The 12,041-nt window shown below is 71.9% G+C and carries 16 protein-coding genes; 6 read left to right on the top strand and 10 right to left on the bottom strand.

The features are described 5' to 3' along the window. Nucleotides 1-247 precede the first annotated feature (247 nt). From ACP7BP_RS20420 to ACP7BP_RS20410, 3 genes are all read left to right on the top strand, one after another. Nucleotides 248-1,666: an AfsR/SARP family transcriptional regulator gene (locus ACP7BP_RS20420; protein ID WP_426247391.1), complete on the top strand. Its 1,419-nt coding sequence runs from the start codon at nucleotides 248-250 to the stop codon at nucleotides 1,664-1,666. 62 nt (nucleotides 1,667-1,728) lie between these two features. Then, nucleotides 1,729-2,268 (top strand): DinB family protein, encoded by a 540-nt coding sequence (locus ACP7BP_RS20415; protein ID WP_426247389.1) that lies wholly within the window; start codon nucleotides 1,729-1,731, stop codon nucleotides 2,266-2,268. After that, on the top strand, nucleotides 2,265-2,879 hold the full coding sequence (locus tag ACP7BP_RS20410) for a GNAT family N-acetyltransferase (RefSeq protein ID WP_426247387.1): 615 nt from the start codon (nucleotides 2,265-2,267) through the stop codon (nucleotides 2,877-2,879). Before ACP7BP_RS20415 ends, ACP7BP_RS20410 begins: the two co-directional genes overlap by 4 nt. Before the next feature lie 15 nt (nucleotides 2,880-2,894). Here the strand turns inward: ACP7BP_RS20410 and ACP7BP_RS20405 are convergent, their stop codons facing one another. The 3 genes from ACP7BP_RS20405 to ACP7BP_RS20395 all read right to left on the bottom strand — a co-directional run bounded on the left by ACP7BP_RS20405 (nucleotide 2,895) and on the right by ACP7BP_RS20395 (nucleotide 5,023). Continuing rightward, nucleotides 2,895-3,470, bottom strand: a complete 576-nt coding sequence (locus tag ACP7BP_RS20405) for a DUF664 domain-containing protein (RefSeq protein WP_426247386.1) — start codon at nucleotides 3,468-3,470, stop codon at nucleotides 2,895-2,897. An 86-nt stretch (nucleotides 3,471-3,556) separates the two neighbouring features. Next, nucleotides 3,557-4,690 (bottom strand): MFS transporter, encoded by a 1,134-nt coding sequence (locus ACP7BP_RS20400; RefSeq protein WP_426247384.1) that lies wholly within the window; start codon nucleotides 4,688-4,690, stop codon nucleotides 3,557-3,559. A gap of 39 nt (nucleotides 4,691-4,729) precedes the next feature. Continuing rightward, complete coding sequence (locus ACP7BP_RS20395; RefSeq protein ID WP_426247382.1) at nucleotides 4,730-5,023, bottom strand: Dabb family protein; 294 nt, start codon at nucleotides 5,021-5,023, stop codon at nucleotides 4,730-4,732. Nucleotides 5,024-5,202: 179 nt separating this feature from the next. On the opposite strand from ACP7BP_RS20395, the gene ACP7BP_RS20390 reads away from it, so the two are divergent. The 3 genes from ACP7BP_RS20390 to ACP7BP_RS20380 all read left to right on the top strand — a co-directional run bounded on the left by ACP7BP_RS20390 (nucleotide 5,203) and on the right by ACP7BP_RS20380 (nucleotide 6,749). Beyond that, entirely contained in the window at nucleotides 5,203-5,748 is a 546-nt protein-coding gene (locus ACP7BP_RS20390; RefSeq protein ID WP_426247380.1) for a GNAT family N-acetyltransferase, read from the top strand. Between the two features lie 77 nt (nucleotides 5,749-5,825). Then, entirely contained in the window at nucleotides 5,826-6,317 is a 492-nt protein-coding gene (locus ACP7BP_RS20385; protein ID WP_426247378.1) for a hypothetical protein, read from the top strand. Between the two features lie 45 nt (nucleotides 6,318-6,362). Next, nucleotides 6,363-6,749, top strand: a complete 387-nt coding sequence (locus ACP7BP_RS20380; protein ID WP_426247377.1) for a DUF2237 family protein — start codon at nucleotides 6,363-6,365, stop codon at nucleotides 6,747-6,749. Nucleotides 6,750-6,751: 2 nt separating this feature from the next. Here ACP7BP_RS20380 and ACP7BP_RS20375 read toward each other — a convergent pair whose 3' ends face one another. The 7 genes from ACP7BP_RS20375 to ACP7BP_RS20345 are packed head-to-tail and all read right to left on the bottom strand — an operon-like array spanning nucleotide 6,752 to nucleotide 12,015. Beyond that, nucleotides 6,752-6,928 carry a hypothetical protein gene (locus ACP7BP_RS20375; protein ID WP_426247376.1) on the bottom strand — a complete coding sequence of 59 codons (177 nt, stop codon included), beginning with the start codon at nucleotides 6,926-6,928 and terminating at the stop codon, nucleotides 6,752-6,754. After that, nucleotides 6,925-7,200 carry a hypothetical protein gene (locus ACP7BP_RS20370; RefSeq protein WP_426247374.1) on the bottom strand — a complete coding sequence of 92 codons (276 nt, stop codon included), beginning with the start codon at nucleotides 7,198-7,200 and terminating at the stop codon, nucleotides 6,925-6,927. The genes ACP7BP_RS20375 and ACP7BP_RS20370 overlap by 4 nt, the downstream gene beginning before the upstream one ends. A gap of 52 nt (nucleotides 7,201-7,252) precedes the next feature. Further along, entirely contained in the window at nucleotides 7,253-8,122 is an 870-nt protein-coding gene (locus tag ACP7BP_RS20365) for a polysaccharide deacetylase family protein (RefSeq protein WP_426247372.1), read from the bottom strand. Then, nucleotides 8,119-9,087 carry an agmatinase gene (speB, locus tag ACP7BP_RS20360; RefSeq protein WP_426247370.1) on the bottom strand — a complete coding sequence of 323 codons (969 nt, stop codon included), beginning with the start codon at nucleotides 9,085-9,087 and terminating at the stop codon, nucleotides 8,119-8,121. Before speB ends, ACP7BP_RS20365 begins: the two co-directional genes overlap by 4 nt. A 16-nt stretch (nucleotides 9,088-9,103) precedes the next feature. Further along, on the bottom strand, nucleotides 9,104-9,865 hold the full coding sequence (locus ACP7BP_RS20355) for an SDR family NAD(P)-dependent oxidoreductase (protein WP_426247369.1): 762 nt from the start codon (nucleotides 9,863-9,865) through the stop codon (nucleotides 9,104-9,106). Continuing rightward, entirely contained in the window at nucleotides 9,866-10,558 is a 693-nt protein-coding gene (locus ACP7BP_RS20350; protein WP_426247367.1) for an SDR family NAD(P)-dependent oxidoreductase, read from the bottom strand. Then, nucleotides 10,555-12,015, bottom strand: a complete 1,461-nt coding sequence (locus ACP7BP_RS20345) for an APC family permease (RefSeq protein WP_426247365.1) — start codon at nucleotides 12,013-12,015, stop codon at nucleotides 10,555-10,557. Before ACP7BP_RS20345 ends, ACP7BP_RS20350 begins: the two co-directional genes overlap by 4 nt. Nucleotides 12,016-12,041 lie beyond the last annotated feature (26 nt).

Here is a 12,041-nt window from a genome sequence, read left to right as displayed (position 1 = left end):
ACCGGCCGCTACGGATCGCGGCGGTGCTCGGGTTGGAGTTTTCGGGTGCTGCGTGACAGGCCCGTGAAAGTTCCGGACGGGCCATTTCGACATAGCCCGAACGGGCTATGCCCGGCCCGCTCGGGGCATTTCACGCCGTCCCCAGAACTGGGCATGACCCCTCGGCGCGGTCACAGCACCCTCGTGGAGGGGCGACGCTGAGCCCCGCGAGATCCAGTCGCTCGGGACTGCCTGCTGGGGGAGCGACATGCCGACGACCATCCGACTGCTGGGGACGATCCGCTTCGAGCGCGACGACGGAGTGCTCGTCGACGCCGAGGCCGTGCCGACGGTCAGGGCTCTCGACCTGCTCCGGCTTCTGGCCGAGGCCGGGGAGACGTGGCGCCGCGCCGACCACTACGTCGCGCTGCTGTGGCCGGCGGCCGGCACCGACCAGCACGGGCGCGCGAGCCTGCGCACGGCGATCGCCCAGCTGCGCAGGACGCTCGGGCCGGACGTCGTACGACGCTCGGGTGACCGCATCGGCCTCGGCGACGTGTGGACCGATGTCGCGGAGCGGCGACGGCTCGCCGCTCGCGTCGAGGATGCCCGGGGGGCACGCGACGACCGGACACTGCTGTCCCTGGTGCAGGAGAGCGAGGAGTCGTGCGGTGGCGACCTCGTGGTGTCCGGATCGTCGTGCGACGCCGTCTACGCCCTGCGCGACGATCTGCAGGCACTCCGGCACCAGATGCTGCTGGATGCCGCAGCGGCGGCGGCGTCCCTGAGATGGATGCGCGCCAGCCTGGAGCTGGCCAGGCTGGCGGACTCGGTGCGCAGCACCGAGGCCACCGCCCGGGCGCTCATGGTCGCGTGGGCCGGCCTGGGCGAGACGCCCCGGGCCATCGACACCTTCGAGCGGCTGCGCATCAGGCTCGACGACACCTACGCGGTGCAGCCGTCTCCGGCGACGCGTGCGCTCTACCTGCAGGTGGTGACGGCCGGCGACCGGTGGGAGCCGGGTCCCCCCGAGTGCCACCTGGACAAAGCCACCGAGCTCGCCAACGCCGTACGGCTCCTCCAGCGAGGCCCCCACCCGGGGGGTGTGGTCTGGTTGCACGGGGAGCCGGGCTCGGGCCGCGGGATGGTGGCCCTGCAAGCGCGCCGGATGGTCGAGGAGCTGCCGTTCCCGCGACGGACGACCTTCGAGCTGCTGCCGGAGGTCGTCGCCCTGGACGACGACGAGAGCGCCCGCATCAGGGAGGAGGCACGTGACCGGCGGTGCGTGCTCGTCGTACCGATCCGGAGCAGCGTCCGGCCGGCGCCGTCGCGGCGCGAGGCCCTCGTGCACGTCGGCAGGCTGAGCCGCTCGGAGTTCGACGGCCTGGTCTCCCAGCTCCTGCAGGACCGGCCGACCCCCGACCTGGCCGCGCGGCTCTGGAGCACCTCGGACGGGCTGGCGGGTCAGGCCTGCCGCACGGTGGACCACCTGGTCCGCCAGGATGCTCTGGCGTGGACCCCGGCCGGCATGGACCTGGTGAGCCGGGAGCCGGTCTGTCCCACGCGACGGGGGCTGCAGATCCATCCGGTCGCCAAGCTGAAGGCCCTGCTCGCCCCCCTGCTGGTGGACCTCTCCGCCTGGGTCTCCAGCTCCGAGTCCGCGCTGGTGTCCGTCTTCGCCGTCTGACGCCCGCCGAACGCCCGCCGAACGCCCGCCGACCAGCGCGCGCCTCTCGTAGGCTGCTGCGCGTGACCACCACAGAGGGCTTCACGGACCTTCCCGCCGCAGGCACCGAGGTCGAGACGCTGCTCGGCAGCCTCGACCGGATCCGGGGGAGGTTCGCCTGGAAGTGCGGGCCGCTCGACGCCGAGTCGATGCGCGCCACGCTCGGTCCGTCGAGCATGACGCTGGGCGGCCTGCTCAAGCACATGGCCTTCGTCGAGGACTACTTCTTCACGCGCTGCCTGTGGGACCGCGACCTCGGCCCGGAGTGGGCGGCCATTGACTACGACGACCCTGACTGGGAGTGGAACACGGCCGCCGACGACAGCCCGCCGGAGCTGATGGCCCTGTGGGAGGGAGCGGTCGCCCGTTCGCGCACGGCCGTCGCGGAGGCCCTGCCCGAGGGCGGTCTCGACCGACGGGCGGCCCGTGGCCCGTGGCCCGAGCTCCCCAGCCTGCGCAAGATGTTCGTCGACGTGATCGAGGAGTACGCCCGTCATGCCGGCCACGCCGATCTGATCCGGGAGTCGATCGACGGCCTCGTCGGCGAGGACCCGCCGGAGTGACCGTCACCGTCGTGCCGGCCAACGAGGCGACGTGGGACGACCTCCAGACGGTTCTCGGCACGCGCGGCCCGGCGGCCAGGTGCCAGTGCCAGCGGTTCAAGCTGCAGCGGCGGGAGTCGTTCGGATCGTTCCCGGTCGAGGAGCGCGCGCACCGGCTGCGCCAGCAGACCGACTGCGGACATCCCGAGGCGGAGGCGACGAGCGGCCTGGTCGCCTACGTCGACGCCGAGCCCGCCGGCTGGTGCGCGGTCGAGCCGCGGCCGGCCTTCACCGGGCTGGTGCGCACCATGCGCGTCCCCTGGGAGGGCCGCGACGAGGACAGGACCGACGAGAGCGTCTGGGCGGTCACCTGCGTCTTCACCCGGCAGGGCTTCCGAAGGCAGGGCGTCAGCCGCGTCCTGGTGCGGGCCGCTGTCGACTTCGCGCGCAAGCGCGGTGCCCGCGCCATCGAGGGCTACCCGATCACCACGACCGACGTGATCACCGAGGAGCTCCTCGTCGGCACCGTCGGCACCTTCGCCGCGGCCGGGTTCACCGAGGTGAGCCGGCCGACGCTGCGTCGAGCCGTGATGCGGCTCGACCTCCAGGAGCTGCCGCCCACCTCGGGCTGACGCCGAGCCTGCGCCCTAGGCGCGGCCACCGCTGGTCGGAGTCCACCCGGGCGGCGGATCCTCCCCCACACGCCCGTCCACGGCCTCCCGGATCAGGTCGGCGTGCCCGGTGTGCCGGCCGTACTCCTCGACGTGGTCGCACAGGAGCCGCCGCAGGCTGGCGTGGTTGCCCTCCCCGTCGTTCGCGTGGACGGGCTGGTCGAGCCCGCCGTCCTCCAGGGCCGCTCGGACCCTGGTGCGGGCACGGTCGACGGCGCCGTCGTAGAGCGTGTAGAGCTCCTCGGGGCTGTCGTCCGCCGCCGAGCTGAAGTCCCAGTCGTCGCTGCCGTCCCAGCCGGTGGTGTCCCACGGTGCGCCGATCGGGGCGCCACTCAGCTTGACCGTGAACATGTAGTCCTCCGCGGCGGCGAGGTGCTTGAGGAGCCCGCCGAGCGTGAGGGCCGAGGCGCCGATCCGGGCCTGCAGCCCGGCCGCGTCTAGGCCGTCGGCCTTCCAGCGGAACGTCATGCGCAACCGGTCCAGGGCGCCGAGGAGCTGCTCGACCTCGGTGCCCGCGAGGGGCGGTTCCCAGGGGGTCTGTGTGGTCGTCATGCCGGTCACGGTAGCGGCGGTTCCGGACGGATCGTTTCCGGAATCCCTGCCTTCTTCGACGCGCGGCAGCCGACGCCCTCGGGCCGTCAGGGGCGATGCCCACGCACGACCGCTGCGGGCAGCACCAGCACCGCGAGCCCGGCGACGACCAGGAACGCGGTGGTGAACGACGTCTGCTGAGCGATGACGCCGACCGCCACGGCGCCGAGCGCCGTGCCGCCGTCGAACCCGATGTTCCACACGGAGCTGGCCAGGTTGTGGTGCCGCCGCGAGACCACGGCGAAGGCCACGACGAGGGTGAGGTTCTGCAGCGCGCCGTAGGCCAGCCCCAGCATCGCTGCCGCGGCGAGGAAGACTCCCGCCCTGGTCGCTTGCGGGTCGGCGACCGACCAGGCGACGAGCGCCGCGCTGGTGGCGGTCAGGACCGCGAGGGGCCACAGGAAGCGCTGGGTGCCGTACCGGTCTGCCAGCCGTCCCGCCCGCCAGCGACTCAGTGCGGCGACGAGCCCCATGACGAGCAGGCCCAGCGCGCCCAACAGGCTTCCCGACACCATCTGCGGGACGAAGGTGATCGCTGCGCCACCCGCCATCGTGACCGTCAGCAGGAGCAGCGTGGGGCGCAGCAGCGGCACGAGCGTCGCGAAGACCGGAGCGCCGGTCGCGGCCCGCGCCGGCTCGGGCGGCCTGCCCGGCAGCGCCTCAGCCAGACGTCGGGCAGCCGGGATGCCGAGCACGGGGACGGCGCTCACGCAGAACACGACCCAGAATCCGACGTGCTGGGCGACCCACGGCCCGGCCGGGAGCAGGAGAAGGTTCGGCAGCGCGATCGCCAGCCCGTAGATCCCGATGGCGTCGCCCCGGCGCTCGGCACCCACGAGGGCGGCTACGGCGGAGCTGCCAGTGACGGTCAGCACGCCGAAGCCGACGCCGCGCACCGCCGAGATCGCCAGGACCGGGGCGAGGGCGTCGGAGACGGCGTACAGCGCAGAGGGTGCACCGAGCAGTGCCATGCCGGCGATCAGCACCGGGCCCCAGCCGAAGCGGCGCAGGGCCGCCGGCACCAGGAGCTGGGTGAGGACCGTGAAGGCCAGCAGCACGCCGTTGACCAGGCCGGCACCGCCGGTGCCGGCGCCCCCGTGCACCGCCCACAGCGGCGCGACCGCGAGCAGGGCGGCGTAGCCGCAGAAGCCGGAGCAGGTCATCGCGACCAGGGGGCGCATGCCCGGCTCCCGCCAGATGGGTGGCCTCACGGTCGGCGGTCAGGCCAGCGGCTCGTAGTCGATCTCCAGGAAGCTCGCGACCTCGGGCACCCAGCGCTCCGCGACGAACGCCGTGTGCGCCGGATGGTCGTTGTAGGCGTCGTACGCCGCCCGGTCGGCGAACTCCATCGAGAAGCCGAAGGAGAAGTCGTTCTTGGCGCTGGTCTGGCGCAGCTGCTCGAACTGCTCGACCCCCGGGATGTCCGCGAGCACCCGGGCCGCGGCGAGGAAGTCGTGCTCCTCGGACGAGCCGGCGGGATGGGTGAGGCGGAAGGCGACGGTGTGGCGGATCACGCCGAGGACTCTAGTGGCGCGGACTTCGGGGAATGGGAGAACCCGCGGCGCTCTCGGGTACGCCGCGGGTTCGGACAGAAATGTAGCGAAGCCGCCGAAGGTCTGTCCGGATTTCCGCAGAACTCACCGATCCGGCCCCGCAGGCCTGAGGTCGTCAGCGGGGCACCTAACGTGGAGCCATGGTCACCAGGCCCGTCCGGGTCCCCTTCGACGATCTCGTCCTGCGGCAGTTCGAGCCGGGTGACGAGGCGCAGCTGTCGGCGGCCTTCGCGGACGCGCGCCTGCAGAGGTGGCACCCCGTGCCCGTCGACGCCGAAGCCGAGGCGGCCTTCGCCGACCGACGCAACGACTGGGGTACGGGCACGCACGCTGCCTGGGTGGTGGCCGAGGCCGACGGCGACGACGGCCCCGGGAGGCTGCTCGGGTCGGTGTCGTTGCAGGAGATCGACGTCGAGGGCGGGGATGCCGAGATCGGATACTGGCTGGCGCCGTGGGCTCGCGGGCGCGGCGTGGCCACCCGCTCCGTGCTCGCCGCCACGTCGTGGGCCTACTCGGCGCTGGGCCTGCACCGCGTCTACCTCTACCACTCGGTGGAGAACACCGCCTCGTGCGCGGTGGCCGGGCGGGCCGGCTTCCTGCTCGAGGGCACGCTGCGCCAGTCGTTCCGCTACCAGGACGGCAGGCTGCACGACGAGCACCTGCACGCACGGCTCAGCAGCGACTGAGCTCGGCCGGCAGCGCGCTTCCCGGATCCCCTAGATTTGCAGCGACAGCGCGATCCCGGCTGCGCCACACTGAGGTGATGGACCTGAGCACCTTCTACGCCGTCGTGGCCGGCACCTGCTTCACGCTCGTCGGGCTCTGGTGGAACGTGGTGGAGCGTCGGCCGGACTGGCTCGCCGACCCGGACCTGCGCCGGCTGGTGGGCGGTGTCTACGTCTCCTTCCTGCTGCCTGCGCTGATGAGCCTGTTCGCTCAGATCGACCCGTCCGAGCCGCTGATCTGGCGCATCACCTTCGTCGCCGCCTCCGGCATCGGCGCCTACAGCACCCTGCGGCTGATCCGGGTGGACCGTCATGTGAGCACTCCCGGCCTGGTGCGCCGCCACCGGTGGCTGGTCGCCGTGGTCTACGGCCTCGTCGCCGTGCTGGGCGTCGTACCCGAGCTGGCCGAGCTGGTGGGCCTCACACCTCCCCAGGCCGCGGCGTTCCTGCTGGTGCTCCTCGTGGTCCTGGCCCACGCGCTCACCTGGGAGTTCATGACGCAGACTCGGAAGCCGTCGTCGGCGGCGTAGCGCGGCCGACGACGGGCCGCCCGGCGACGATGAGAGGCTGGCGCGGTGACAGAGCGCAACGTGCTGGGTGGCGAGCTCGAACCGTGCGGCACCGACCCGGTGACCGGCTTCTACCGCGACGGCACGTGCACCGTGGGGCCGGAGGACGTCGGGGTGCACGGGGTCTGTGCCGTGCTGACCACCGAGTTCCTCGCGCACCAGCAGTCGGTCGGCAACGACCTGGTGACCGCCATCCCGGAGTGGGGCTTCCCGGGGCTGACGCCGGGCGACCGCTGGTGCGTGGTCGCGGTGCGCTGGCTGCAGGCGTACGCCGACGGGGCGGCCGCGCCGGTGGTGCTGGCCTCGACGCACGAGTCCGTGCTGCGCGTCGTACCCCTCGAGGCGCTTCGCGAGCACGCCGTCGACGTGCCGCCGGACCTCTCGCAGCTCTGAGCTCAGCTGCCGACGCGCGTGTAGACCAGGTCGAAGTCGGTCACGTAGGTCTCGTGGCCCTCGGCGATCTCCCACCGGGCCCTGATCGTGTCGCCGTCGTCGCTGAAGGTCCCCGTGAACCGCTGGGAGAACGGCGCACAGTCGCGCCACAGCCGCCACACGCCGTCGCCGATGCTCATCTGGTAGATGCGGCAGACCCCCGCTCGTCGGCGTAGACCTGCACGTAGCTGCCTGTGGCCCCGTCGCACCCGATGACCGAGACGCCGTCGGGCGCCTCGGGCAGGTCGACCGACGTCCGCTGGATCAGATGGGCACCGGAGTCGTGCCACTCGAAGGTGACCCGCCCCTCGCCGGGCCACCGCGTCCCGTCGGCACCCGTGGCCACGAAGGTCCACCGGCCCACCAGGGGCTCGAGCTCGCGGAGCGCCCGCTCCGCCGTGGGCTGGTCCATCGCTTCTCTCCTGCCTGCAGGTCCTCCAGGCATCCTGCTGTGCCCGAGCGCGTCACGCCAGGGCTCGAGGCTCCGGCCGGCTGAACAGGTCCTCGCGCGGCACGAGGCCGCAGTCGGCGGCGAGGTCCGCGACCTCGCCCATCGTCGCCACCCACACGCCCGGGTCGGCCACGGCGGTGGCGACCAGCTCCTCGAGGGCACGGGTCCGCGACGGCCGGCCGCTGAGGAACGGGTGGCAGGTCAGGATGAAGTGACCGCCCTCGTCGGTGGTCGCCTGATACTCGTCCGTCCAGCGCGACACCACCTCCCGCGGGTGGGCGATCACCCCGCTGCCGGTGATCTCCGGCAGGTAGGCGAACGGCTCCCAGTCGTCGAGGCCCCACTGGACCGGCAGCTCAACCAGCGGCCGTCCGGCGGCGTGCGCGATGAGGTACGGCTCGTCGCCGTCCATAAGGCTGCTGTCGTAGCCGATCCCCGCCTCGCCGAGGATTCCAACCGAGTCGAGGCTCAGGCCCCAGCTCGGCGAGCGATAGCCGATCGGTCTGGTGCCCAGCAGCTCCTCGAGTACGTCGAGCCCGTGCAGCAGGGCGGCCCGCTCCACCGACGGCGACACGTCGGCGGGCGTCTCGTGCAGGTAGCCGTGTGCGGCGACCTCGTGGCCCGCGTCGCGGACCATCCTGATCCGGTCCGGGTAGCACTCGGCGGTGTAGCCTGGCACGAAGAACGTCGCCCGCACCGAGTGCCGGTCCAGCATCGCGAGGATCCGGGGCAGCCCGACTCGCGGGCCGTAGGCCTGGTGGCTCATCGTCGAGAGGTTGCCGGCGGCCGCGGGGTGGCTGCACAGCACCCCCGACTCGGCGTCCACGTCGAACGTGAAGCTCGCGGCGCCACGACACCCGTCGGGCCAGGGGAACCCGCTCACCGGACTCGCATCAGGGACACCAGCTCGTAGGCGAGATTGGCGGCCGCGACGCCGGTCAGCTCCGCGTGGTCGTAGGCCGGCGCCACCTCCACGATGTCGGAGCCCACGATGTTGAGCCCGTCGAGCCCTCTCAGGAGGGCCAGCGCCTCACGGCCCGACAGCCCGCCCAGCTCCGGCGTTCCCGTGCCGGGAGCGATCGCCGGCTCCAGGACGTCGATGTCGATGGAGACGTAGACCGGGACCTCGGCCCCGATCCGGCTGCGCAGCCGCTCCAGGATCGCGGTCAGGCCCTCCCGGTCCATGTCAGCGCTGTGCACGATCGTGAACCCGAGCCCGGCGTCCATCGAGAAGTCGTCGGGGCTGTAGACCGAGCTGCGGATGCCGACGTGGGCCGACTGCTGGTCGAGCAGCAGGCCTTCCTCGTGGGCGCGCCGGAACGGAGTGCCGTGCACGAACTTGGAGCCGTAGAGCGTGTCCCAGGTGTCCAGGTGCGCGTCGAAGTGGATCAGCGCCAGCGGACCGTGCACGCGGTGCAGCGAGCGCAGCAGCGGCAGGGCGATCGTGTGGTCGCCGCCCAGGGTCAGCAGCCGGGTCGTGCTCGAGTGCAGCAGCTCGTCGGCGCGACGCTCGATCGCGGCGATGGCGTCCTGGATGTCGAAGGGGTTGCAGGGCACGTCGCCCGCATCGACGACCTGCTGGACCTCGAAGGGCGCGACCTCCTGATAGGGGTTGTAGGGGCGCAGCAGCCGTGAGGACTGCCGGATGTGGGCGGGGCCGAACCTGGCGCCCGGCCGGTAGCTGGTGCCGGAGTCGAACGGCACGCCGAGCACCGCCAGGTCGTAGCGCGTGACGTCCTCCAAGCGCGGGAGTCGGGCGAACGTCGACAGGCCGGCGTACCGCGGGATGGTGCCGGCGTCGGCCTGGGCCACGATCTCGGGGGGCGTGGAGGGCGTGCTTGATGACATGGGATTCCGTTTCTCTCTAGACGCGCCCACGGAAGGATCCGCCGTTGGCGTTGATGACCTGCCCGATGATCGAGCCGCCGTAGGGCCCCAGGAGGTAGACCACCGACTTGGCGATCTCGGCGGGTGCAGCCACCCGCCCGATGGGGATGCCCGCCGCCACCTGGCGCTTCAGCTCCTCCACCGGCACCCCGGCGTGGCCGGCGTCGACCTGCAGCTGGGGGGTGTCGATGTAGGAGGGGGCGACGACGTTGGTGATGATGCCGAGCGGGCCCAGCTCTCGGGCCATGGTCTTGGCCAGGGTCGCCAGGCCGGCCTTGGAGGCGGAGTACGCCGTGGCGTCCCGCATGCCGACCGAGCCGGCCTCGGAGCCGATGAACACGATCCGGCCGCCGCCGGCCTGCCGCATGGTGGGCAGCACGGCCTGCGTCAGCTGGAAGGTGGCCCGCAGGTTGATGTCCAGGTGCTTCCACCAGGTCGCCGGGTCCTGCTCCAGGAACGGGCTCATGGCCATATAGGCGTGACAGACGACGAGGCCGTCCACCCCGCCGAGAGACTCCAGCGCGGCCGCCACGACCTGGGCGGGCGCTCCGGGCTCGGCCAGGTCGGCGCCGTGGGCGGCTTCGGCCTCGCCGTTCGCGAGCTCCGCCAGGGCCGGGTGCCCCGGCAGGTCGGTGGCGAACACGCGAGCGCCCTGCTGGTGCAGGGCCTCGACCACTCCGCGGCCCAGTCCTTGGGCTGCGCCCGTGACGATGATCCGCTGGCTCTCGAGGGTTCCCACTCAGATCACCGCGCCTGCGTTGGGGGACAGGATCTCGCCGACGAAGTAGGCGTCCTGGTCGGCGAGCAGTGCGATCGTGCCCGCGATGTCCTCGGGCCGGACCAGCCGACCCAGCGGCAGGGTCGCGAGGTACTCCGGGTCCCGCCACTGGCTGCCGTCCACCAGGGGGGTGTCTGTCGGCCCGGGTGCCACCGCGTTGACGTGGACGCCGTACTCGATCGCCTCCAGCGCGAGGGCCTTGACGAAGCCGTTGACCGCCCCCTTGGCGGACGCGTACGCGGCGTACAGCTCCTCCCCGGCGATGCCGAGCTCGGAGCTCACGATCACGATCGACCCGGCGCCACGCGCCTTCATGTGGGGGAGGACGGCTGCGCACCCGTTGATGCTCCCCCCGAGCAGGACCTCGAACATGCGGTCCCAGGTGTCGGGGTCGATGTCCTCGATGGGCATCTCCAGGTCATAGCCGGCCGCGCTGGCCAGCAGGCTGATGGGGCCCATCTCGAGCTCGATGGCCTGGACTTCCGCGCGGTACTTCTCGCGGTCGGTCACGTCCAGCGTCACGGACCTCTCGAACGGGGACTCCCGCAGGTCGACCCCGACGACGCGCCAGCCCAGCTCGGTGAGGTGCTCCCCCGTCGCCTTCCCGATGCCGCTCGCGGCACCGGTCACGACTGCGATTCGGTCGTCGGTCACGCCGAGGCTTCCCCTCTGGTGTGCTCGTCGGCGAGCCGCTCGCCGACCGGCCGGTCCATCTGCGGCGCGACCCTGGCGTAGATCACGGCGCCGACGGCACCCAGGATGACCGTGGTGAGGAGCATGCTCCAGTCGATGTACCACGGCTGGCCCACGATGTCCCTGGGCCAGGCGATGTTGATCGACTGGAAGAGCACCCAGGCGGCGGCGATCGATGCGATCAGCCCACCCCACCGGCCGGTGGTGAAGGGACCGGGAACCCAGACGCCCTTCCAGCGGGCGATCGCCAGGCACCACACGGGGATGCCGAAGGAGATGTAGAAACCGATCGAGGTGAAGTTGACCAGGACCCGGTAGAGCTCCGACCCGGACAGCAGGATCAGCACGATGGCGACGATGGTCGTCAGCAGGATCGCGTTGACGGGAAGCCGCTCCGCCCCGCGGAGCTTGACGAGCCACGCGTTGCCGACCAGGCCCCGGTCGCGCGCCGTACCCCAGATGCAGCGGGAGACCGCCGCCTGGACCGCAAGGAACGAGGAGGCGAAGCCGATCACGATCAGCGCCAGGAACGCGCGGGCGAAGCCGTCGCCCATGTGGAAGTGCAGCGTCAGCGCGAGGGGGTCGGCGGAACCGTCGGCCACGACCTGGTGGATGTCGGGCACGGCGAGCAGGAGGGCGAAGCAGGAGAGGATCACCACGACGCCCACACCGAGCAGCGAGTAGAACATCGCCTTGGGCACCTCGCGCGCCGGGTCCTTGACCTCTTCGGCGATGGATCCGGCCGCCTCGAAGCCCAGGAACGAGTAGCCGACGAAGGCGACCGCGGTGAGCATCGCCCCTCCCTGCCACAGCGCCTCGGGGCCGCTCGAGCCGATGCCGTCGAAGAGGGTGCTGAAGGGGTTCACCCGGTACTTGGTCAGCAGGATGATCGAGAGGCCCACCGAGCCGATGATCTCGGCGACGATGCTCAGGCCCACCATCGTGCGGAGCACCGAGCGGCCGACCATGTTGCAGATGCTTCCGGCGATCACGATGACGATCGCGCCGGCGGCGACCTCGGTCGTCGAGGCCTCCACTCCGATCAGCTCGAAGAAGAACCCGGCACCGGCGACGGTGCAGGTGGCCAGCGCCGCCGTGAGGCCCCACATGTAGGCCCAGCCGGCGAACCAGCCGGCGCCGCTGCCCTGGATGTGCCGCGCCCACTGGTAGACGCTGCCGGCGAACGGGTACCGCGACGCCATCTCGCCGAAGCAGACCGCGACCAGCAGCTGACCCAGCAGGACGACGGGGAGTGCCCAGAAGAAGGCCGGGCCGACCGCGAACAGGCCCAGTGCGAACACCGTGTAGAGAGCCACGATGGGGGAGATGTCGGCGAACGCGAGGGCGAGCGCCGAGCCGAAGGTGAAGCCCTTCTTGAGGACGGGGGTCGTGCCGGGTGCGAGTTCCTCATCAGCCATGGACATCGGAAACATCCCTTCCAGTC

It is taken from the genome of Nocardioides sp. LHG3406-4, assembly GCF_049897745.1.
GTDB lineage: Bacteria > Actinomycetota > Actinomycetes > Propionibacteriales > Nocardioidaceae > Nocardioides.
This window is presented reverse-complemented; position numbering and strand designations above follow the sequence as displayed.